Annotated in this window: 23 protein-coding genes; 21 read left to right on the top strand and 2 right to left on the bottom strand. The window is 42.9% G+C overall.

The window, feature by feature from the left end; genetic code table 11:
• Positions 1-217 precede the first annotated feature (217 nt).
• Positions 218-613, top strand: coding sequence for a single-stranded DNA-binding protein (locus AC4HAF_RS04740; RefSeq protein WP_491096888.1), 396 nt, complete (start codon positions 218-220; stop codon positions 611-613).
• Between the two features lie 126 nt (positions 614-739).
• Here AC4HAF_RS04740 and AC4HAF_RS04735 read toward each other — a convergent pair whose 3' ends face one another.
• On the bottom strand, positions 740-865 hold the full coding sequence (locus tag AC4HAF_RS04735; RefSeq protein ID WP_491096871.1) for a hypothetical protein: 126 nt from the start codon (positions 863-865) through the stop codon (positions 740-742).
• Positions 866-1,104: 239 nt separating this feature from the next.
• Here AC4HAF_RS04735 and AC4HAF_RS04730 point away from each other — a divergent pair, with 239 nt between their 5' ends.
• The 12 genes from AC4HAF_RS04730 to AC4HAF_RS04675 all read left to right on the top strand — a co-directional run bounded on the left by AC4HAF_RS04730 (position 1,105) and on the right by AC4HAF_RS04675 (position 13,213).
• On the top strand, positions 1,105-2,064 hold the full coding sequence (locus AC4HAF_RS04730; protein WP_491091981.1) for a sugar ABC transporter substrate-binding protein: 960 nt from the start codon (positions 1,105-1,107) through the stop codon (positions 2,062-2,064).
• On the top strand, positions 2,064-3,389 hold the full coding sequence (locus AC4HAF_RS04725; protein WP_491096870.1) for an ATP-binding protein: 1,326 nt from the start codon (positions 2,064-2,066) through the stop codon (positions 3,387-3,389). Before AC4HAF_RS04730 ends, AC4HAF_RS04725 begins: the two co-directional genes overlap by 1 nt.
• Entirely contained in the window at positions 3,386-4,066 is a 681-nt protein-coding gene (locus tag AC4HAF_RS04720) for a response regulator (RefSeq protein ID WP_491091984.1), read from the top strand. Before AC4HAF_RS04725 ends, AC4HAF_RS04720 begins: the two co-directional genes overlap by 4 nt.
• Positions 4,059-5,366 carry an ABC transporter substrate-binding protein gene (locus AC4HAF_RS04715; RefSeq protein ID WP_491096869.1) on the top strand — a complete coding sequence of 436 codons (1,308 nt, stop codon included), beginning with the start codon at positions 4,059-4,061 and terminating at the stop codon, positions 5,364-5,366. The genes AC4HAF_RS04720 and AC4HAF_RS04715 overlap by 8 nt, the downstream gene beginning before the upstream one ends.
• 281 nt (positions 5,367-5,647) lie before the next feature.
• On the top strand, positions 5,648-6,085 hold the full coding sequence (locus AC4HAF_RS04710; protein WP_027975294.1) for a PTS sugar transporter subunit IIA: 438 nt from the start codon (positions 5,648-5,650) through the stop codon (positions 6,083-6,085).
• Positions 6,086-6,099: 14 nt separating this feature from the next.
• Positions 6,100-6,594: a PTS sugar transporter subunit IIB gene (locus AC4HAF_RS04705; protein WP_027975295.1), complete on the top strand. Its 495-nt coding sequence runs from the start codon at positions 6,100-6,102 to the stop codon at positions 6,592-6,594.
• A 304-nt stretch (positions 6,595-6,898) separates the two neighbouring features.
• Positions 6,899-7,753, top strand: coding sequence for a PTS mannose/fructose/sorbose/N-acetylgalactosamine transporter subunit IIC (locus AC4HAF_RS04700; RefSeq protein WP_491096868.1), 855 nt, complete (start codon positions 6,899-6,901; stop codon positions 7,751-7,753).
• A gap of 1 nt (position 7,754) precedes the next feature.
• A complete protein-coding gene (locus AC4HAF_RS04695) occupies positions 7,755-8,591 on the top strand; it encodes a PTS system mannose/fructose/sorbose family transporter subunit IID (protein ID WP_491091988.1) in 837 nt (278 codons plus the stop codon).
• A 17-nt stretch (positions 8,592-8,608) separates the two neighbouring features.
• On the top strand, positions 8,609-8,905 hold the full coding sequence (locus tag AC4HAF_RS04690) for a DUF202 domain-containing protein (RefSeq protein ID WP_491096867.1): 297 nt from the start codon (positions 8,609-8,611) through the stop codon (positions 8,903-8,905).
• A 123-nt stretch (positions 8,906-9,028) separates the two neighbouring features.
• On the top strand, positions 9,029-9,316 hold the full coding sequence (groES, locus tag AC4HAF_RS04685) for a co-chaperone GroES (protein WP_491096866.1): 288 nt from the start codon (positions 9,029-9,031) through the stop codon (positions 9,314-9,316).
• A 126-nt stretch (positions 9,317-9,442) separates the two neighbouring features.
• Entirely contained in the window at positions 9,443-11,071 is a 1,629-nt protein-coding gene (gene groL / locus AC4HAF_RS04680) for a chaperonin GroEL (protein ID WP_491096864.1), read from the top strand.
• Between the two features lie 438 nt (positions 11,072-11,509).
• Positions 11,510-13,213 (top strand): zinc ribbon domain-containing protein, encoded by a 1,704-nt coding sequence (locus AC4HAF_RS04675; RefSeq protein WP_491096863.1) that lies wholly within the window; start codon positions 11,510-11,512, stop codon positions 13,211-13,213.
• Between the two features lie 92 nt (positions 13,214-13,305).
• On the opposite strand, the gene AC4HAF_RS04670 is transcribed toward AC4HAF_RS04675, so the two are convergent.
• On the bottom strand, positions 13,306-14,172 hold the full coding sequence (locus AC4HAF_RS04670) for an RluA family pseudouridine synthase (protein ID WP_491096862.1): 867 nt from the start codon (positions 14,170-14,172) through the stop codon (positions 13,306-13,308).
• 43 nt (positions 14,173-14,215) lie between these two features.
• Between AC4HAF_RS04670 and pbp2a the strand changes: the two genes are divergently transcribed.
• From pbp2a to AC4HAF_RS04630, 8 genes are all read left to right on the top strand, one after another.
• Positions 14,216-16,486, top strand: a complete 2,271-nt coding sequence (gene pbp2a / locus AC4HAF_RS04665; protein ID WP_491096861.1) for a penicillin-binding protein PBP2A — start codon at positions 14,216-14,218, stop codon at positions 16,484-16,486.
• 51 nt (positions 16,487-16,537) lie between these two features.
• Positions 16,538-16,690, top strand: coding sequence for a 50S ribosomal protein L33 (gene rpmG, locus AC4HAF_RS04660; RefSeq protein WP_486388101.1), 153 nt, complete (start codon positions 16,538-16,540; stop codon positions 16,688-16,690).
• Positions 16,691-16,701: 11 nt separating this feature from the next.
• A complete protein-coding gene (gene secE, locus AC4HAF_RS04655; RefSeq protein ID WP_491091995.1) occupies positions 16,702-16,878 on the top strand; it encodes a preprotein translocase subunit SecE in 177 nt (58 codons plus the stop codon).
• 221 nt (positions 16,879-17,099) lie between these two features.
• Positions 17,100-17,639, top strand: coding sequence for a transcription termination/antitermination protein NusG (nusG, locus tag AC4HAF_RS04650; RefSeq protein WP_027975305.1), 540 nt, complete (start codon positions 17,100-17,102; stop codon positions 17,637-17,639).
• A 231-nt stretch (positions 17,640-17,870) separates the two neighbouring features.
• The gene (locus AC4HAF_RS04645; RefSeq protein ID WP_491096860.1) at positions 17,871-18,713 is read left to right on the top strand and encodes a patatin-like phospholipase family protein; all 843 of its coding nucleotides are present in this window, start codon (positions 17,871-17,873) and stop codon (positions 18,711-18,713) included.
• Positions 18,714-18,898: 185 nt separating this feature from the next.
• Positions 18,899-19,357 carry a ferritin-like domain-containing protein gene (locus AC4HAF_RS04640; RefSeq protein WP_491096859.1) on the top strand — a complete coding sequence of 153 codons (459 nt, stop codon included), beginning with the start codon at positions 18,899-18,901 and terminating at the stop codon, positions 19,355-19,357.
• A gap of 206 nt (positions 19,358-19,563) precedes the next feature.
• Entirely contained in the window at positions 19,564-22,065 is a 2,502-nt protein-coding gene (gene leuS / locus AC4HAF_RS04635; RefSeq protein ID WP_491096858.1) for a leucine--tRNA ligase, read from the top strand.
• Between the two features lie 231 nt (positions 22,066-22,296).
• Positions 22,297-23,106 (top strand): amino acid ABC transporter substrate-binding protein, encoded by an 810-nt coding sequence (locus AC4HAF_RS04630; RefSeq protein WP_491096857.1) that lies wholly within the window; start codon positions 22,297-22,299, stop codon positions 23,104-23,106.
• The last annotated feature ends 162 nt before the right edge of the window (positions 23,107-23,268 follow it).

Here is a 23,268-nt window from a genome sequence, read left to right as displayed (position 1 = left end):
CCTTATTTTTATCTAGAGTGACTGATTGTTCTGACAGACATCAACGAGTTATGGAATTTAAGAAATTAAAACATCACCTGACTGCTGCCGAATATAATAAGAGATTTTATCCTAAAAGCAGATGTGCTGGGTGCCACTGTCAGTGACTGTATATTATTTTTGTACCTACTGTCGTTTTTTCTGACTTTTTTCGAATAAGAAAGCAGGAGGAAAAATGATGTACAATAAAGTTATCTTAATCGGCCGTTTAACAGCAACACCGGAAGCGGTCAAAACATCTAATGACAAGACCGTTGCGCGCATAACTTTGGCCGTCAACCGTCGTTTTAAAGGGCAGGATGGTGAGAAGCAGGCGGATTTTATTCAGGCTGTTTTTTGGGGAAAATCGGCTGAAACCTTGGCCTCATACAGCAGCAAGGGAAGCCTGCTGTCACTTGATGGCGAATTGCGCACTCGAAGGTATGAAAAAGACGGCGTCACTCATTTTGTGACTGAGGTCTTGGGACATTCTTTTCAGCTGCTTGAAAGCCGAGCTCAGCGGGCCATGCGTGAAAACAATGCTGAAAATGACTTGGCCGATTTGGTTCTTGAAGAAGAGGAGCTGCCGTTTTAAAGGTATGAATCTTGCTGGAAAGATGAATCAGTACAGCTGCTGGCAGGCGATAGGGAAAACGCCTTATTTTCGAGGTTTTATCAGAACTACCCTGCTTACTTACAAATGGCCTGATTTGCGATAATATCATGTATTTGCGGCTCTCTTAGGATTTTTATCCTGAGGGAGCTTTTTTGGTCTATCATTTTTACTTCCTTTTGAATCTTTAGGAAAAAAGAGATAAACATAACCACTGATTGAAGGAATAATCATGATTCAGATATTAGCAGGCGGTCTATGAAAGGTAGCTGATCAGAGCGTTTTGGCCGGTGTCAAAAGCAGCTTGTTTTTACGGCATCTGATGGGTTTGCCATGGCTAAGGTAAAGTGTTAAACTAAAGTAATAGACAAGACGGTATAAATGGTTAAAGAATGATTTTTTGCAAAAAAATTTTTGCTTTAATCTGCTGAATAAGATTATTTTTGTGATGATTTTAAAGACAGGGGGAAGATATGAAATACAAGCAGCTCACCAGACTTTTGGCTTGTCTTTTAGTAACAGCAGTGGTTTGTGTCTTATTTTTCCATTATAAAGAAGCACCTGTTTTTCCTCAGCAAACAAAAATCGGTGCTACCTATATGACTATGAATAATGATTTTTATAAGTATCTGAATGCTGAAGTTGAAAAGAGTGTTAATGAGCACCACGATCAGCTCTACACGCGTGATCCGGCTCTCAGTATTAAAAAGCAGGTTGAGCAGGTTCGTTTTTTTATCAGGGAAAAAGTTGATGTCATCATCATTAATCCGGTCGACGGCAACAGCAGCCAGCTGATTGCCAGTCTTAAAAAGGCTAAAAAAGAGGGGATTAAAGTCATAGCGGTGGACAGCCAGTTTAAAGACAGCTCGGCTGTTAATACGACGATTGTCTCAGATAACTATAAAGCTGGGGTCTTATGTGCTGAGCAGCTGATGAAAACGAAAAAGAAGGCGGATATTTTACTTTTAGAGCACAGAGATGCTCTGTCTGCAACAAGCAGAATTCAGGGTTTCCTTGATACTATCAAAACGCACAGTGCTTACCGAATTGTATCACGGCTTGACAGCTTGGGACAGACTGAGATTGCCATGCCTAAGGTTAAAAAGCTGATTCAGGACGGCCTTGACTTTGATACGGTGATGGCACTTAATGACCGAGCAGCTATTGGAGCTTTAGCTGCTATCAAGGGGGAGCAGTTGGATGACATACAGATCTACGGTATTGATGGTTCTCCTGATATGAAGAGTTTGCTTGCTACGGCACCGGAAATGCAAGCGACTGTGGCTCAGTCGCCTTATACCATGGGGCAGGAAGTTATCAAAGCAAGTACCAAACTTTCAAAGAATCAGGCTTATCCCCAAGAGATTATTGTTCCGGTTCAGCTGCTGACAAAAAAGAATATCGGAGAAGCTGATCTGACAGGGTGGCAGTAATGAATAGCTATAAATACTTAAAATACAGTCAATATGCCAAGCAGGCGTTAATTTTTATCAATTTACTTGCGGTTGTTTACTATGCTTTTGTTTATCTCTTTGCCAGTAAATATATCGTTGCTAAAAACTTAAGCCATGTCCTTTTGGATCATTTGGATGTTGTTCCGACAGCACCTGACAGCATCTTTTTTTCGACCATGTTCTTTTTTGCCATGTTTTTGGCAGTCATGTTTTATCGTGAAAGCATCCTTAATAAAAAAGAAGAAATCAATGACTGGCTGATTGCTGCGGAAGTTATGCTGATTATCTTTACCTTTATTTCACTGCAGTTTTCTTACAACGGTCTCTTTCTTTTGGTTTTTGCAGATGTTTTTTACAGCTATGCGAATTTTTACAATGTCAAGGAACAAAAGTATTGGCTGCTCTTTATTTTTCTGGGATTCGGCATGCTGCTGATATCGAATTTTGACCTGTTGTCTCTAGTTATGAAACTTCCTTCGCTGGACGTTTACATCAGCTTTTTCCCCAGTACCAGCCGTTTGGTTGTTCTCTTTATTAAAAATTTTCTTTATTCTTTGAATATCATTATTTTTATCGTGTCACTGGTAACCTATATTATGTATTCCATCGCTGAGAATCACAAGATTGAAGAAGAGCTGCGCATGGCTGCGCGTGCTAATACAGAACTAAATGATTATGTCTCACTGGCTGAAAAAATTGCGGAGGACAAAGAACGTAAACGCATAGCCCGGGAAATTCATGATACACTGGGGCATGCTCTGACAGGGATCTCGGCAGGAATTGATGCGGTTACCGTTTTGGTGGATCTGAATCCCAGTCATGCCAAAAGCCAGCTGAAAAATGTTTCTGATGTTGTCAGAGAGGGGATTCAGGATGTCAGACGGTCCTTGGAAAAGATGAGACCCGGTGCGCTTGAAAAGGGAAGTTTGAAGGAAGCCCTTTTGAAGATGATTGCTGATTATGAGAATTTGTCCAAATTACAGGTCAGTCTCGATTATAATTGGGATAATGTGGATTTAGACATCACGAAAGAAGATATTATTTTCCGCCTTATCCAAGAAACAATCACCAATTCTTTGCGTCACGGGCATGCGCGCCACGTCAGGATTGAAATGCTGAATACCGATTCCTACATCATTAAAATCAAGGACGACGGTGTAGGCTGCAAGGACATCAAGCCAGGGTATGGGCTGACACAAATGCAAGAACGTCTGGCTATTATTGGCGGACGCGCCAGCTTTGAAAGTAAGGATGGTTTTCAAACCACTGTCATTATTCCCAAGAAAAAAGGAGAAGAAAAGTGATTAAAGTACTTATTGCTGACGATCAGGAACTTATTCGAGAATCGCTGAAAATTGTGCTGTCATCTTATAAGGATATTGAAGTTGTCGGTGCCGTTGATGATGGTTTTGAGGTTTTAGAAAGCCTGAAAAAAACGCAGCCTGACATTATCCTGATGGATATCCGCATGCCAAAGATGGACGGGGTACTGTGCACGAAGGAAGTCAAAGAAAATTATCCTCATGTAAAAATCATTATTCTGACAACTTTTGACGATGATGATTTCATTTTTAAAGCCCTCCAGTACGGCGCTTCAGGCTATATTTTAAAGGGAATTTCGATGGAAGATCTGCATCAGGCCATTGTGACAGTCAATAAGGGCAATGCTATGATTAATCCGGATGTCGCAACGAAAGTTGTCAAACTGTTTTCCCAGATGGCTCAGTCAAACTCGGCTATTCAGGTGCAGGAAAGCAGCGTTGACAATATCTCCAAGGCGGAGTGGAAAATTATCCAGCAAATTGGTTTTGGTCTCTCCAATAAAGAAATTGCGGCCAAGCTGTTTCTATCGGAAGGAACCATTCGCAATTATCTGTCGACCATTCTGTCTAAGCTAAATCTGCGTGATCGGACGCAGTTAGCCATTTGGGCAGTGCAGACAGGTGTTACGACCAGATATTTCGGAGATGATAATGATTAAACAATGGATTCGGCGTTACAGATTTTTTGTGATTGGCGGTTTAGTGCTTTTAACAGCAGTGCTGAGCTTTTTTGCCGTTCAATCAAGGCAAAAGAAAATTTTGCGCTTAGGAGTCTATGCCGGCAGCAGCTGGGATGTTCCCAGCGGTAAAGAATACCAGTTTTTAGATAAAGCGATCAGCCGTTTTGAAAAGAAGCATCCAGGTGTCGAAGTTCGCTATGAAAGCGGAATTTTAAAAGAAGATTATTCTTCCTGGCTGTCCGGAAAGATTGTTGAGGGAAAGCAGCCGGATGTTTTCATGGTTCCTGAGAACGACTTTAATCTTTTGGCCTCTACAGGAGCTTTGGCAAATTTAGACAGCCGCATTAAAAAAGAACTGAAAACCTCTCAGTTTTATCCTTCGGCCTATAATGCCGGCCACTTTGGCAAAAATCAGTTTGCACTTCCTTTTGAAAGCAATCCGGTTATGATGTGCATCAATATTGATTTATTAAAAAAAGAGGGGATAAAGCTGCCTGCTTCAAATTGGACAGTAGCAGATTTTTACAATATTTGTAAAAAAGTCACCAAGGATACTGACGGCGACGGCGTGATTGACCAGTACGGCAGTTTTGGCTACGGCTGGGAGGAGGCTTTGGCGGCTTATAATATCAAACTGTTTAACAGTACAGGAACAGAAGCGTATTTCAACACGAAAAAAGTTCGCTCAGCCCTGTCCCTAGTTACCAAGTTAAAGAATCTAAATGGCAATTACCGTGTAACACTGAAAGATTTCGACGAAGGCAGGGTAGCCTTTTTCCCCATGACCTTGGCTCAGTATCGGACTTACAAGCCTTATCCTTATCATGTATCAAAATATTCGTCCTTTTCTTGGAGCTGCGTTGAAATGCCTTCTCGGCAATCTTCTACGGCAAGGACCCAATCCGGTACGTCTTTGTATGCCATGTCTGCTAAAACGTCCCATTCTAAACTGGCCTGGGAATTTCTGAAGCTTTTATGTGCCGATAAGAAAACTCAGCAGGAGCTGTTTGAAGACTCACAAGGAGCCTCTGTTTTAAAATCGGTAATGAACAGTCAGGAAAGCAAAAATCTTCTGCAAAATGACAGCTTTGGTGCCAAGGCTCTGACAGTAAGCACACTTGACAGTATGCTGAAAAAAGCGACAACAACCCCCAGGTTTAAGTCCTACAATACCATTTATGAAAAAGCGGGCTATCTTATCACCAAGTCTTTGGAGGAAGATACCGTTGAAAGCGATTTATCAGATATCCAAAAAGATATTGAAGATGAATTGAAGTGAAAAACCGTTTGCAGGATAGCAGCCAGCCTAACGAACAGCCGACAGCAAATTTTGCGAGGATCAGCTGTTCGTTTTTTGCTGCTGTTATAATTCTTTTACGCTAAATTAATTGTATTTTGGCACTCGGGCAGTTCTTGTTATTTTTAAAGATGGGCAAAATTTGACAAATGTCATTTCCCAGATGACATTTGTCAGGTGGTTAAAGATGACAAATGACACTGCAAAAGCGTTTTCAAAAATTATAAAATAAGAATGAAATTAAAAGAAGGTAGGGGGTAGTCATGAAATACCTAATACTTGTGAGTCACGGCGGCTTTGCGCAGGGCTTGAAAACCTCTTTAGCCATGTTTGCTGAGGATAAGGTTGACCAAGTGATAGCTGTCGGTTTGGAAAACGGCAAATCTGTAGATGATTTTGCTCAGTCTTTCAAAGAGGCTCTTGCAGAGCTCAAGGAAGAAGATTCAGTAGTCGTTTTGGCTGATATTGTCGGCGGCAGTCCTTTGACGACAGCCTGCAATGTTTTGGCGGAATTAGGCAAACTGGATGATGCTGTTATTTTAGGCGGAATGAACCTGCCAATGGCAGTCAATGCAGTGGTTATGAAAGATGTTCTTGAGGGTCAGGATTTTGTAACAACTGTTCTGGGTGAAGCAACGAGTGCTTTGCAGGAATTCAAAGTCACTGCTGATGACGAAGACGATGATGACGATGATATCTAGAAAAGGAGAAGAAAATGACTGTATCGTTTGTAAGAATTGATGACCGTATGATTCACGGACAAACTGTAACACGCTGGGCAAAAGAATACCCTTGTGACGGACTTATTGCTGTTAATGATGCTGCAGCTAAAAATAAGGTGCTGATCCAAGCCTATAAGGGTGCTTCAGACAAGAAAACCTTTGTTTGGACCAAGGAAGCCTTTGCTCAAAAATCGCAAAAAGTAGCAGAGTCAGACAGCCGCTACTTCCTGATTACTAAAAACCCTATCGACATGAAAGAAATTCTGGTTGATCAAGGCTTTGTTCCGGGAGATATTAAAGAAATTATCGTCGGCCCTGCCAACGACCGTCCGGGAGCTGTTAAACTCGGTAACAACCAGTCAATTACTCAGGAAGAAGCAGATGCTATTGAAGCTATCGAAAAAGCCGGATACAAGGTGAAATTCCAGCTTTTGCCGGATGTTTCAATCGGTTATTGGTCAGATTTCAAATCTAAATTTGGTTATTAAGGCAGAAAGTTTATCAGGTGCTAAAGCACCTAATAAACTACGGCAGCCGCTGTAGCGGTCTGCCTATCGGCCTTACTGACTTCGTGTCGTAAACTATGGCAGTCAATTCACTATGGTGATTGGCGTTTGTTATCAAGTGAGAAACACTTAGATAACAAACCTCTGCCGTATCTTGATAATCGAACACGGGCTAAAAGCGTCGAGAAAAAGATAGCCTGCCTAATGCGCAAGCGCATGGCGTTAGGCTCCTATTTTCTTCTCGCTTTCTTCACGCCCTTTGTATCTTAAATAAAGGAGAAATATTATGACAATTTCTTGGTTACAAGCAGCCATTCTTGGTCTGTTTGCCTGTTTGTCTTCAATGCCCGGTCTGGGCGGTACAACCATTGGTAACTACACTTTGGGCCGTCCCTTAGTCGGCGGTTTGGTCTGCGGCCTGGTTCTTGGAGATGTTAAGACAGGTATCGTTTGCGGGGTTGCCATGCAGCTGGTTTACATTGCTTTGGTAACACCTGGTGGTACGGTATCAGCCGATGTCCGTGCCGTATCTTATATTGGTATTCCTTTGGCAATGGTTGCCATTCACTCACAAGGGCTCTCAGCTGATTCAGCTGATGCAGCTAACCTTGCAAAATCAATGGGTACTCTGGTAGGAACTATCGGTACCGTGCTTTTCTACGGTACCGCTACTATGAACCTGGTTTGGCAGCATATCGGCTGGAGAGCTGTTGAAAAGAGAGATTATAAAAAACTGTACGCAGTAGACTGGGGATTCCCTTGGATTTCTCATATCGTTTTCTCATTTATTCCAACTTTGATTATGTGTAAACTGGGAGCAGACGCTGTTACAGCTTTGAAAGAAGCTCTTCCAATGGATGGTATTCCAATGAAGACCCTCTTTACCGTTGGTTCTCTTCTTCCATGTGTAGGGATTGCCATCCTCTTGAAACAAATTGTTGAAAAAGCTGTTGACTTTGTCCCATTCTTTGTTGGATTTACCTTAGCAGCTTCACTGGGATTAAACCTGGTATCATGTGCAGTCATTTCCCTGATTTTTGCGGTATTGTTCTATGAATTGGAAATGGCTAAAAACGCTAAAGCTACAGCTGTGGCTGGTGCAGATGGCTTAGACTTTGATGACGATGAGGAGGATATTTAAGATGGCTCAAAAGAAAATTTCAAAGAAAACCCTAACTAAGTCCTTCCATCATTGGTACTATGGTAACCTGACCTGCTTCTCACAAGAACATATGCAGACCTTCGGTTACTTGACTTCTATGCTGCCAATCGTAGAAGAACTTTATGACAATGAAGACGACAAGGCTCGCTCCATGCAAACCTATACAGCCTTCTTTAACACTGAACCGCAATTGGGTTCCCTGATTGTCGGTGTTACTGCAGGTCTCGAAGAAGCGCGTGCCAACGGTGCTGATGGTGTTGATGATGAAACGATCAACGGTCTGCGTGCCGGTCTGATGGGACCGGTTGCCGGTATCGGAGATTCCCTGGTTGTTGGTACTTTGATTCCGATTATTTTGGGGATTGCTCTTGGGTTGTCAACGGGTGGTTCACCGGTCGGTGCAATCTTTTATATCGTTGTCTGGAACCTTTTGGCTTACTTCGGTATGCGTTTTGCCTACTTCAAAGGTTATGAACTGGGTGACAAGGCGGTTGAAGTGCTGGTTGGCCCTCAAGGGCAAGCTATCCGTAAAGCCGTAGCTATAGTCGGCGGTATGGTCGTCGGTGCGGTAGCAGCAACTTGGGTACCGATTAAGACTGCCTTTGAATTGAAAAATTCTTCCGGCAAAGCTTTCTTGGTGCTCCAAGATCAGCTGGACGGCGTTTATCCGGGATTGCTGACAGCTTTAGTCACTGTATTTTGCTGGTGGCTGATGGCCAAGAAGAATATGTCACCAATCAAAGTAATGCTGCTGTTAGTTGTCCTTGCTCTTGTTGGTGTCTTGACAGGATTCTTCGATCCAGGATTGAAATACTAAGTTAAAAAGGAGAGATTATGCTGACAAAAGAAGAATTTATCAAAGGCTATGAAAAAGAAATAGCTTACCAAAAGCACATGATTGAAAATCTGGGACGTTGGTTTACGCTTATGTTTATCATTGCCAGTATCGGAGTCGTTTTGATTTATTCCTTCTCAGCTAATCTGATTGGACTTATTATCGGCATTGTTCTGACAGTTCTGGGTGTCTTAGCCATGCTGGTTTTCGGCTACGGTATTTATAAGGGTCGGATCAATGTTCAGAAGGTTGTTGATGATTTTGAGGAAAAGCTGAAACTTTCCGAGTCCAAATAAGCTAAAAAAACTTTACCGAAAGGTAGAGTTTTTTTCTTGACTATTTCTGACCAAGTGATAAAATAATAATTGTAATTAGCACTCGATGAAATAGAGTGCTAAAAAATTCTATGGAGGTATGTTATGTTAAAACCCTTAGGAGACCGAGTGGTCGTACAAGTAATGAAAGAAGAAGAAAAAACAGTCGGCGGTTTTGTTCTTGCCGGAGCTGGTCAGGATAAAACGCAAAAAGCAACGGTAGTGGCTGTTGGCGAAGGTATTCGGACATTGAGCGGTGACTTAGTTGCTCCAAGCATAGCTCAGGGTGATACTGTCCTGCTTGAAAATCATGTTGGAACGCCCGTTAAAGATGGTGACAAAGACTATCTGATTATTCGTGAAGCAGATGTTTTAGCTGTCGTTCAGGACTAATCAGAAAGACTGTAACATATACTTAGATGCTTGATGATGGTGTTTTTAACGTTTTGACAGTAAAAGCGTCTTATGAGAATAAGTGATTATTAGATTTTAGATTATTTAGATAAAGAGGATTAGATTATGGCAAAAGATATTAAATTTTCAGCAGATGCCCGTTCTGCAATGGTACGCGGTGTGGATACTTTGGCAGATACCGTTAAGGTAACGCTTGGCCCTAAAGGGCGCAATGTGGTTCTTGAAAAGTCATTTGGCTCTCCTTTGATTACCAACGATGGGGTAACCATTGCTAAAGAAATCGAATTAGAAGATCATTTTGAAAATATGGGAGCTAAGCTGGTCTCAGAAGTTGCTTCAAAAACCAATGATATTGCCGGTGACGGTACGACAACGGCAACTGTTTTGACACAAGCGATTGTTCGTGAAGGTCTCAAAAACGTAACAGCCGGTGCCAATCCAATCGGTATCCGCCGGGGAATCGAAACTGCGGTTGCAACAGCAGTTGAAGGTTTACAAGCAATTGCTCAGCCTGTTTCTGGCAAGGAAGCGATTGCTCAGGTTGCAGCTGTTTCTTCACGTTCTGAAAAAGTCGGAGAATACATCTCTGAAGCTATGGAAAAAGTTGGCAACGACGGTGTTATCACTATTGAAGAATCACGCGGTATGGAAACAGAACTTGAAGTTGTTGAAGGTATGCAGTTTGACCGCGGTTATCTGTCTCAATACATGGTAACTGACAATGAAAAGATGGTTGCCGATCTTGAAAATCCTTATATTTTAATTACTGATAAGAAAATCTCAAACATTCAAGATATTCTTCCTCTCCTTGAAGAAGTGCTTAAAACCAACCGTCCGCTTTTGATTATTGCTGACGATGTGGATGGTGAAGCTCTTCCAACCTTGGTTCTGAATAAGATTCGCGGTACATTTAATGTTGTGGCTGTCAAAGCTCCGGGATTCGGTGACCGCCGTAAGGCTATGCTGGAAGATATTGCTATTCTGACAGGCGGTACGGTCATCACTGAAGATCTCGGCCTCGAACTTAAAAATGCGACAATGGATGCTCTCGGTCAAGCAGCCCGCATAACAGTTGATAAGGATTCAACAGTTATCGTTGAAGGTTCAGGCAGCAAAGAAGCGATTGAAAACCGTGTTGCGCTGATTAAATCGCAAATTGAAACAACAACGTCAGATTTTGACCGTGAAAAACTGCAAGAACGTTTAGCTAAATTATCAGGCGGTGTTGCTGTCATTAAAGTCGGTGCAGCTACTGAAACAGAATTAAAAGAGATGAAACTTCGTATTGAAGACGCTCTGAATGCAACACGCGCTGCTGTTGAAGAAGGCATTGTGTCCGGAGGCGGTACAGCCCTAATCAATGTGATTGAAAAAGTTGCTGCTCTTGATTTGGAAGACGATGCTGCAACAGGCCGCAACATTGTCCTGCGCGCCTTGGAAGAACCGGTACGTCAAATCGCTAAAAATGCCGGCTACGAAGGTTCAGTTGTTATTGACAAATTGAAGAACAGCCCTGTAGGAACAGGCTTTAATGCCGCTAACGGCGAGTGGGTTGATATGATCAAAGAAGGTATCATTGATCCGGTTAAAGTGACGCGTTCAGCTCTGCAAAATGCCGCTTCAGTGGCAAGTCTCATTTTGACCACAGAAGCAGTTGTTGCTGATCATCCGGCACCGGAAGCTCCTGCTTCTGCTCCAGCCATGGATCCGGGCATGATGGGCGGTATGATGTAATTTAAAATGAAATAAAAAATTGAGCTGCAGAATCTTATTGATTTTGCGGCTTTGTTTGTTTTATTGATATTGATCGAGAGAGGATTTGACTGCCTTGTAAGATCGTTAATTTATGAGATTAAAACAGCCCAAGCTCTTTTACTGCGAAAGGGGGAAGCCGGAGCAAATACCTGTCCGGCCGTTTGTAAGTGAGCCTTCCATAAGAGACAGTTAAGATATTTGCTTTAAAAAACAGTTGATTTTGATTGTTTTGTTATCATTTTGTTATAATTTAAAAAAAGAAAAAAAGTATAATGCGAGAACAGATGAAAAGAACAGCGCTGTCTTGATATCTGTTTGCAGACTCAATAGGTTTATCTGCTTTTCTTTCCAGTGCTGAAAAAAGAAGCTCAGATGGTAAAAATCAATTGGTCAGTCAGTATTTGTGAGGAGTAAAAGATGGAAAAATTGAAGAAAGAATGGCAGCAATTCTTGCAAAAGGCAACGAATCTGCTGGGGCCGCTTTTTGAAAAAATCCAGAAGGCAGTCAAAAGGCTGCTCCAAAAAAAGCCCATACGTACCACTCTCGTGATTATTGGGGTTCTTTTAGTCATCTTCGGTTTATGGGGAAGTCTTCATTATTCTAAAACAGCTACGCTGGATCGTTATATTAAGGCTCGGAGCGCTTCGGGTAAGACTTTTGAAAATATCAAGGAATACATGGTCTGGGATGACACCAATGAGCTGATTACTAATGATGAAGCACAGTATACCAAATTTTTGCCTTTAAAAACGAAAGCTTCCCAACGCAGCTTGCGCAGAAAATTATTGACGGCTGACAGTTCTGATACGGTCTATCTCAAACGTATCGGGCGCCGTTTCTTCTTTTTTCCAGACTATCGGCTGGCAATGAAGCCGCTAAAATTAAAGCTGAAAACAAATGTGTCAGACTTGGATGTCCTTTTGAATGATAAAAAAGTTGCAACCAGCAATTCTGATCAGTACCATCTGACGCTTAGCCATTTACCGGTTGGGGATTACCGCTTTACCCTTAATGGTCTGCATAATGGCAAAGAAGTTGAATTCAGCAAAGACTATGATGGCAAGCATAAGACAGTTGATATGACTTTGGCCTTTAAGAATTTCACGGTCAAAAGCAATCTGGCAAACGGTGACCTCTATTTCGGCAAAAAGAAGGTCTCCTCACTTTCCAATGGAGAATATGCAGTCAGTGACTATCCTGTCATGGAAACCAGACCTGTCTATGTTAAAAAGACCTTTTCAGACGGGGAAATAAAATCCAAGAAGCGGTCGCTCCTTGATATTGCTGACGGTAGCACCGTTCAGCTGGATGTTGCGGATCAGCTGGATGATGCGACTGCTCAGAATTTGCTCAAGTCTGCTTTTGAGAAATTTTCGGCCTACGCTACCAGCGGTCAGGATCCTGTGGATTTAAATACTGTTTTTGAAAAAGGTGCAGAAAATCATTTTTACAGTGCATTAAAAGACAGCATTAAGCAAAAAATGCTGACAGACAGCCGAAAACCATCCAGTTTTGCCATTACTTCTGCGACGCTGAGCGACCTGCACCAAACAGGTGTCAAAACTTATAATCTGTCTTATGCAGCTACCTATGACTATTACTATGATGAAGCAACGGATCCAGAAAAGAAAACCTCAGGTCACCTGCTTCAAAGCTTTACTGGTCAGATCAAGGTTAAAAGAACAGCAAAAGGCTATAGCGTCATTAAATCAATCAGCGGCCCGACAATGGTCGGTGAAGACAATCAGGTGAAAAGTCCGACACCGCTGCCGGAGGAACTGATTGGAACTTGGGAGACTAAGGAAGATGACAAGACAGTAACCATGACCTTCTCGGAAGACGGAACTGTGACGAAAAAGACTGACTATAAGGATGATAAGAAAGAAGATACAACCAAAACGGCCAAGGTTGAAAAAACTGATGAAACTTCAGACGGTACTTATCGCTATTACTACCAATCCGGCGATAAAGCGGCCTTTACGGTTTTAGATGACATCGGTGCCGATGATCACTATACCTATGGTGTCAAAATCAACGGCACAAGTATTACAACGGTTTATTGGGAAAGTGATGACACCAGCGGTGCTCCTAAAACAGGCATCAGCTTAACCAAAAAATAGAAACTGGACGCTTTTGAATTTAGCTGTATTTGAAAAGCCCGGCCGGTTTGATTTCTATGCCAAGTCAAAGCAGAAAAGAGCTTCCAAAATAATTATTTTGGAAGCTCTTTTTCAAAACTGTCTGATTGTGCTTGCACGGTTATTTTCTGTAAGGTCAGAGGATGTGTAAAACTTAATTGGTGAGCGTGCAGCATGAGCCTGTTTGCCGTTTGATGACTGTACAAAGGATCTCCTATGAGCGGATAGCCATGATAGGCCAGATGGACGCGAATTTGGTGGGTACGGCCTGTTTGAAGCCGGCATTTGATCAGGCTGGTATGATTAGCACAGTGTCTTACAAGCGAAACTTGAGTGATGGCTTCTTGACCGTGTTTGCGGTCAACTACCCGCTTACGGCGGTCATGGCGGTCTCGCCCGATTCGTTCTTTAAAAACAAGGCTTTTTTCGGGGAATTGACCGGCTGTCAGAGCTAAGTATTCACGCTGAATGTGCTTGTTTTCCAACAAACGGTTGACGATAGGCAGAATAAACGGATTCTTAGCAAACAGGACAGCTCCGCTGGTCTCCATATCAAGCCTGTGGACCACATAGCAGGTCTGCTTTGTATAGGCAGATACATGGTTTAACAAAGCTATTTCTTTAGGTTCATTGCCGTGTACTTTCATCCCTTCAGGCTTATTGACGATAATCAGGTGCTCATCTTCGTAAAGACAGTCTATTAAATCCTTGTTTCCCATGGGAATCGTTTTAGTCGGATAGTCGCTGTCATCAAAGATTAACTCAATCAGGTCTCCTGTGTTGACAGGGCTTTGCCAATTGATCATTTCGCCATTGATGAAAACATGCTTCTTGGTTCTTAGAAAATGTCTGATTTTCCTTGGAATCAGCAAACGTTCTTCTAAAAGTTCTTTCACAGTCCCCTTGGGATAGGGATTGGTAATTTTTACGGTAAAAGTCATAATTTTATTATATCATTTTCGCCAAAATTGATATAATAGGTGCATGAGTATATTAGAATTGTTAAAAAAGAAATTTTTTCCTAAACAATATCAGGCTGAACAAGAACGCCGCAAAGAGGAGGAAGCTGCAGCTCTAAAGGAAGAGCAGGAAGACGCTGACAGCGGCTATCACCGCAGCTACGGCCAAAAAGCAGACACAGGGAAAGTCAATGCCTTTTTAGCTAAGATCGGTCTGGCTAAAAACGGCTTGGTGCGCAGATACTGGCGGCGCTATCACGTCGGAAAAATTTTGCTGATTGCGCTGGGAACCTTTGTTCTTTTGACGGGTTCTTACCTCTTTTACTTGGCCAAAACGACCAATGTCTCTAATTTGCAGCAGGCCTTAAAAGCAACGACGGTCATCTATGACAAAAATGAAAAGCAGGCCGGCTCGCTTTATGGCCAAAAAGGAACGTATGTTGAACTGGATGCTATTTCTGACGATTTAGAAAATGCGGTGATTGCAACCGAGGACAGAAGTTTTTATGAGAACAGCGGTATTAATTACAAGCGAATGTTTTTGGCTGTGCTCACTTTAGGGTATTCCGGAGGCGGATCCACCATTACTCAGCAGCTGGCTAAAAATGCCTTTTTGACTCAGGAACAAACGGTCAAAAGAAAAGCACGGGAATTTTTCCTGGCTTTGGAGCTGACTAAAAAATACAGTAAAAAAGAAATCCTGACCATGTATCTCAACAATGCTTATTTCGGCAACGGCGTCTGGGGGGTTGAAGATGCCAGCCAGAAGTATTTTGGGACAACAGCTGCTCAGCTGACGCTGGATGAGGCGGCAACTCTGGCAGGAATGCTTAAGGGACCCGGCATCTATAACCCGCTTTATTCGGTTGAAAATGCGACCAACCGGCGCGACACCGTTTTACAAAATATGGTAGCTGCCGGAAAAATTTCTCAAAATCAGGCTAGCGAAGCGCAAAGTGTCGGTATGGGCAATCGCTTGAGCGATACCTATGTAGCTAAAACAGATGACTATGAGTACCCGTCTTACTTTGATGCTGTTATCAGTGAAGCCAGCTCTGTTTACGGCATCAGTGAAAAAGATATTGTCAATAACGGCTACAAAATTTATACGGAACTGGATCAGAATTACCAGACCGGTATGCAGCAGACTTTTGATGAGGACAGTCTCTTTCCTGTTTCGCCCTATGATAACAGCAGCGCACAGGCTGCCAGTGTGGCCCTTGATCCGAAAACCGGCGGCGTCAGAGGTTTGGTCGGCCGGGTTAACAGTGCCAAGGATGTGACCTTTAGAAGCTATAACTATGCCACCCAGTCCAGCAGAAGTCCGGGTTCAACGATTAAGCCTTTGACGGTTTATGCTCCGGCTATTGCGTCAGGCTGGTCCATGGATAAGCTCCTGCCGAACAGAGCCAGAGATTTTGACGGCTATAAGCCGAATAACTACGGCAATATTGAAACAGAGGATGTTCCCATGTATCAGGCTCTGGCTAATTCTTATAATATCCCTGCGGTCTATACGCTTGATAAATTAGGCATTAATAAAGCCTTCTCTTACGGTAAGAAGTTTGGTTTAAATATGGATGATGCCAAAAGAGAATTAGGCGTTGCCTTGGGCGGCAGTGTTACGACCAATCCGCTTGAGATGGCTCAGGCGTATTCAGCTTTTGCCAATGGCGGCGTTATGCCGACAGCCCATCTGATTACTCGCATTGAAACGGCCAGCGGGGAAATTCTGAAGAAATTTACACCGAACGACAAGCGTGTTATCAGTAAATCTGTCGCCGATAAGATGACCAGTATGATGCTTGGAACCTTTTCAAACGGTACCGGGGTTAATGCCAATGTTTATGGCTATACCTTAGCCGGTAAAACAGGGACAACTGAAACTAATTTTGATGCCAACCTTGCCAGTGATCAATGGGTCATCGGCTATACACCTGATGTTGTTATCAGCCAGTGGCTGGGCTTCAACGAGACTGACGAAAAGCACTACCTGAGTGATTCCAGTTCAGGAACGGCATCGAATATCTTTAGCACGCAGGCAAGTTATATTTTGCCTTATACGAAAGGAACGGAATTTAAGGTTAAAAACGCCTATTTCCAAGACGGTATTCAGTCAACTTACGATCCAGATGATGCTTCTGACCAAACAAATACAGATTCACAGGACATTATTGACAGTATCCGGGAGAAGGCTCAGAATGCTACAGATTCAATCAAGAAGCAAGTGGATGATGCCAATCTGACAGATAAGGCTAAAAACCTTTGGGATAAGGTAGTCGATTATTTTGAGTAAACTTGCAAGAATAGTAGAACCATGTTAAAATAAAAAGGCTATGGAGGCATTATGGCACAGAAAAAAGCAAGTCTGGCCTGTGTGGAATGCGGTTCGCGCAACTACTCGATCGGAGTGAGCAGCAACCCCAAACCCAATCGGCTGGAAGTTAATAAATTTTGTAAATATTGTAAGAAATACACACTGCACAAAGAAACACGTTAGGAGAAACAGCGATGAAATTTATCGGAGGCGTCTTTTCGGTTCTAAAACATACTACTTGGCCGACACGCAAGCAGTCTTGGCATGATTTTATTTCAATCCTTGAGTACTCGGCATTTTTTGCCTTGGTTATCTTTTTGTTTGATAAGCTGCTGAACCTTGGTTTGACAGATTTATTGAATCGTTTTTAATCAGAGGAAATGAAACTATTTTAAGCAGAAGATAGGGTGACTTCTTCCGACTATTGGAAGATCTGACTGTTTACTTTGCGGAAAAAGCGCAGTCAAGCGGCTGCGCTTTTGTTTTTATTGCCGGGAATACAAAAAAGCCTGTCGTTTTTGGGACCTTTATGGTATAATACAGTAAAAGTTCCAAAAGCCGCACGGGCTTTTTTATAATGGAGGAAATTATTATGTTAGATTCATTTGATAAGGGCTGGTTTGTTCTGCAGACCTATTCAGGCTATGAAAATAAGGTTAAAGAAAATCTCCTGCAGCGGGCGCAGACCTACAACATGCTGGATAACATCCTGCGCGTGGAAATTCCCACACAGACGGTCAATGTTGAAAAAAACGGGAAAACCAAAGAAATCGAAGAAAACCGTTTTCCGGGCTATGTTCTGGTTGAAATGGTCATGACAGATGAGGCTTGGTTTGTGGTGCGTAATACACCAAATGTCACTGGTTTTGTGGGGTCGCACGGGAACCGTTCCAAACCGACGCCGCTGCTTGAAGAAGAAATTCGTTCAATCTTGCTGTCTATGGGACAAACCGTTGATGTCATTGATACCAATATCAAAGAAGGCGACGTGGTTCAAATTATTGACGGTGCCTTTATGGGGCAGGAAGGCCGTGTTGTTGAAATTGAAAACAACAAAGTTAAAATCATGATTAACATGTTTGGTTCAGAAACACAGGCCGAACTGGAATTGTATCAGATTGCAGAACTGTAAGCAAGATGAAGCTGGAACGTTTGTTTCAGCTTCTTTTCATATTAAGGCCAGCAGGCGCTCCAGAAAAAAATTAGGCCATTGGTCCTGTTTTTGGTTTCATTCTTTCAGCAAAGAAAAATCGTTTAGCCCGGTATTTTTGCTGACAGATGAGGTTCCATCAAGCCCCGGCACAACATTTTCTTGCCATCTTTTGTTATAATAAAGACATTGATTCGTGAAAGAAGGGATTAGATGTCTGTTGGTTTGGTTTTGGAAGGCGGCGGCATGCGCGGTCTGTATACGGCTGGGGTGCTGGATGCCTTTTTAGATGCAAAAATTAGGGTTGACGGTATTGTTTCAGTGTCCGCCGGTGCTCTTTTTGGGGTTAATTATGTATCAGGACAGCGCGGCCGTGCCTTGCGTTACAACAAAAAATACATCTCTTATCCTAATTATATGGGCCTGCGCTCCTGGCTGACAACCGGCAATGTGGTTAATAAGGACTTCACCTATTATAAGATTCCCATGGAGCTGGATGTTTTTGACGAAAAAACTTTTGAGCAGGCCGATATTCCTTTTTATGCAGTAGCGACAAATATCGAAACCGGTAAGCCCGACTATATTAAGATTGATAATGTTTTTGAACAAATGGAAGCTCTGAGAGCCAGCTCTGCCTTGCCGGTAGCATCGAAAATTGTCGAATGGAATGGCAAAAAGTATTTGGACGGCGGGCTGTCTGATTCTATTCCGGTTGATTTTGCCAGAAGTCTGGGTTTTGATAAGCTGATTGTAGTTTTAACGCGCCCGATTGACTACCGCAAAAAACCATCCAGCGGCCGAGTGTACAAGCTCCTCTATCGCAAATACCCTGATTTTGTCAAGGCAGCTTCTAAGCGTCCTGAGCACTATAATGCGACAGTCGAGCATATCATTGATCTGGAAAAAGCCGGGGAACTCTTTGCTTTTCGTCCCAGCCGTACGGTTGAAATCGGCCGTCTGGAGAAAAATCCGGATAAATTTGATGAGATATACCAGTTAGGACTGGCGGACACTCAAGCTGCTATGGAACAGCTGCAGAGCTACTTAGCGAAATAAAGAAGGCTGTAAATCTTACCAGTTGCTTGATTGTATGTGCTCACAGTTACTGACGGCTCACATCTGATGCAATGGTGCTCGAATGAACAGGGCAAAAGCAGGAAAAACAAAAAATTGATTTAAAAAATTAAAGTGATAAAATTTAAGACATAAAGTGTATATGGTCAATTTGAAAGGAGTTTTTTATGACAAAAGAAGCAGTTTTATATTTGCAAAATCTTGTAACAGCGATGAATACGCAGGCAACCCACCATCAGATGCAAGCCAGAATTTTTGGAGCGCTCGGTTTTAGCAAACTGGAAACAAAATATGACGGCCACGCCAAAGAAGAACGCGATTTTATGAATCAATTCATCAACCGTATCTTGGACTTGGGCGGAGAGTTGAAGATGGAAGCAGGAGAGTCAGAACCGCTTTTTCAAAATCCTATTGATTATTTGAAACATGACCTTGACGTTTCAAAAGAGGGGCTTGCTTCCTTAAAAGCGAATGGTCTTTTTGAGGATTTTAAGACAGACTATGCCACTTATGATCTTTTGAAAGATTATTACAAAGATGAAGAAGAAGACATGCTTTGGACAGAGGCCCAGCTTGATTTGATTGAGCTGATCGGGGCTCAAAACTGGCTGGCACAGCAACTATAAAAAGTGTAATAGTGAAGAAATCGCTTGATAGTACCCACAGTGGATTTATTCGCTGCAGATATTACAGAGCGGCTCGCAGCTGCTTGCTGAAGCCGCGCAGTCTTACCTATTAGCAACCGAAAAGGCGGAGAAGGAGCTCTTTTTCGCCTTTTTTCTTTAGTCATTTCGTGCTATAATAATGAAGACTATATTTTTTGGAGAATATTATGGTTTACTATAATCACAAAGCAATTGAAAAGAAATGGCAGACCTTCTGGGCTGGAAATAAGACTTTCAAAACCGGAACGGATGCTTCAAAACCTAAATTTTATGCGCTGGACATGTTCCCTTATCCATCTGGAGCAGGGCTCCATGTAGGGCACCCGGAAGGTTACACGGCAACGGATATTCTCAGCCGCTTCAAACGTGCTCAGGGCTATAATGTTTTGCACCCAATGGGCTGGGATGCTTTTGGTTTACCGGCTGAGCAGTATGCCATGGATACGGGCCATGATCCTGCTGAATTTACCGCTAAAAATATTGAAACCTTTAAACGGCAGATCAATTCACTTGGTTTCTCTTATGACTGGTATCGTGAAATCAATACCACTGATCCTAACTATTACAAGTGGACCCAGTGGATTTTCACTAAATTGTATGAAAAAGGCTTGGCCTATGAAGCTGAAGTCCCTGTCAACTGGGTTGAAGAATTAGGCACAGCCATTGCCAACGAAGAAGTCCTGCCTGATGGCACCTCAGAACGCGGCGGCTATCCTGTTGTCCGCAAACCTATGCGCCAATGGATGCTGAAAATTACGGCCTATGCAGAGCGTTTGCTGGAGGATTTAGAAGACCTTGACTGGCCTGAATCGATCAAAGACATGCAGCGCAACTGGATTGGCAAGTCAACTGGTGCTAATGTGACCTTTAAGATCAAGGACACAGACAAGGACTTTACTGTGTTTACGACGCGTCCTGACACCTTGTTTGGGGCAACTTATGCCGTTTTAGCGCCTGAACATGGGCTGGTTGATGCGATTACAAGTGAGGCTCAGGCAGGAGCTGTTGCTGATTATAAACATCAGGCCAGCCTCAAGTCTGATCTTGCACGTACTGACTTGGCCAAGGAAAAGACTGGGGTCTGGACGGGCGCTTACGCTGTCAACCCTGTCAATGGCAAAGAAATTCCTATTTGGATTGCTGACTATGTGCTTGCAAGCTACGGTACGGGGGCTATCATGGCTGTTCCGGCTCACGACGAGCGTGACTGGGAATTTGCCAAACAGTTTGATCTTGAGATTATTCCGGTTCTTGAGGGGGGCAATGTCGCAGAAGCTGCTTTCACCGAAGACGGTCCTCATATCAATTCCCAATTTTTAGATGGTCTTGATAAGGCTGCCGCTATTGATCAGATGGTCGCCTGGCTGGAAGAAAAAGGTGTCGGCAATAAGAAAGTGACTTACCGTCTGCGCGATTGGCTCTTTAGCCGTCAGCGCTATTGGGGTGAACCAATTCCGATTATCCATTGGGAAGACGGCACCTCAACTGCAGTTCCTGAAAGTGAGCTGCCGCTCGTTCTTCCGGTAACCAAAGACATCCGCCCTTCAGGAACAGGAGAGTCACCGCTGGCTAACTTGACAGACTGGTTGGAAGTCACTCGCGAGGACGGTGTTAAAGGCCGCCGCGAAACCAACACCATGCCGCAGTGGGCCGGTTCAAGCTGGTATTTCCTGCGTTATGTTGATCCGCACAATGATCAAAAATTAGCCGACGAAGACCTGCTTAAGCAATGGCTGCCGGTTGACATCTATGTCGGCGGTGCCGAACATGCGGTGCTTCACCTGCTGTATGCGCGTTTCTGGCATAAATTCCTCTATGATCTCGGCGTTGTACCGACCAAGGAACCCTTCCAAAAACTCTTTAATCAGGGAATGATTTTGGGAACAAGCTACCGTGACCACCGCGGAGCCTTGGTAGCAACCGATAAAGTCGAAAAACGTGACGGTTCTTTCTTCAACATTGAGACAGGAGAAGAGCTGGAACAAGCGCCTGCTAAGATGTCTAAATCGCTCAAAAATGTTGTCAATCCGGATGATGTTATTGAACAGTACGGCGCAGATACCCTGCGTGTTTATGAGATGTTCATGGGACCTCTTGATGCTTCCATTGCTTGGAGCGAAGAAGGCCTTGAAGGGTCACGCAAGTTTCTTGACCGTGTTTACCGCCTGCTGACGTCAAAAGATATTGTTGAACACAACAACGGTCATTTAGATAAGGTTTACAATGAAGCGGTCAAAACGGTGACAGAACACCTTGAAGCTATGCGCTTTAACACGGCTATCTCTCAGCTCATGATCTTTGTCAATGCTGCCAATAAAGAAGAGGAACTCTTTGCTGATTATGCCAAAGGTTTTGTCCAATTATTAGCGCCGTTTGCTCCGCATTTAGCTGAGGAGCTCTGGCAAAAGCTGACACAAAGCGGAGAGTCGATTTCTTATGTAGCTTGGCCGACTTACGACGCAAGTAAGCTGGTTGAAGATGAAATTGAAATTGTGCTTCAAATCAAAGGAAAAGTTCGGGCTAAGGCTGTTGTTCCTAAGGATTCCAGCCGTGAAGAGCTGGAAAAGATTGCCCTTGCCAATGATAAGATTCAAGCTGAAATTGCCGGCAAAGATATCATCAAGATCATTGCAGTTCCTAATAAGCTGGTTAATATTGTTGTGAAATAAAAATGAACATTTAAAAGATGAGGCTGAACCTTTGAACAGCTCCCTGTCCACTTGACAGGGAGCTGTTCACTTTGGTTTAGTCTCTTTTTGCCGGATTATTATCAGAAAAGCTAAGGCTGCCTTGCTTTAGCTGTGATAGAAATATCTTATCACCGTGATAGAAATAATATAATAGGCAAGGTTCTCAATTAGTGATAAGATAGAAGCAATCAGTATTCTTGGAGGAAACTTATGAAATTGAAAACTATTGTTAAGGCAGGCGCACTTGCTGCTGCTTCGCTTTTCGTGCTGGCAGCCTGCGGCTCCGGTTCGAAATCATCAAAAGAAACGGTAACGCTGGCAACTGTTGGAACGACGAATCCTTTTTCTTATGAAAAAGACGGCAAACTGACAGGTTATGACATTGAAGTTGCAAAGGCTGTCTTTAAGGGAACAGATAAATACAAGGTCAAATACCAAAAGACTGAATGGACCAGCATTTTCTCAGGACTTGACAGTGACAAATACCAAATTGGTGCGAACAACATCAGCTACACGAAAGAACGTGCCAACAAATATTTGTATTCCAATCCGACAGCTTCCAATCCGTTAGTGCTCGTTGTGCCTAAAGACAGTGACATTAAGTCTTATGATGACATTGCCGGACACAGCACCCAAGTTGTTCAGGGGAACACAACGGTGTCGATGCTGCAAGAATTCAATAAAAAACACAAAGACAATCAGGTTGACATAAACTTTACCAAGGAAGATATTGCCAATCAGATCCGTAATCTCAGCGATGGTAAATATGACTTTAAGATCTTTGAAAAAATTTCCGCTGAAACTATTATTAAAGATCAAGGACTTGACAACCTGAAAGTCATTGAGCTTCCGGCAGACCAAAAACCGTATGTCTATTTCATTTTTGCACAGGGACAAGAGGATCTGCAGAAGTTTGTGAACAAGCGGATTAAAAAGCTCTACGAAGACGGAACGCTGGAGAAAATTTCTCAAAAATATCTGGGCGGCAGCTACCTTCCGGACAAAAAAGATATTAAATAAGGCACAAGGGAGCGAACTGACCGAATGTAAAGCTGGAGAAGTTCAGCTCCTTTTTATCAGCAGAAGGGAATCGGTCAAACAAGAGATATAGTTTAAAACTATAAGAAAACGCTTGAAATAACAATTTGATAGCTATAAGCAATTATGAGAAAATAAGTGTAC

It is taken from the genome of Streptococcus sp. ELY_90, from assembly GCF_058314475.1.
This window is presented reverse-complemented; position numbering and strand designations above follow the sequence as displayed.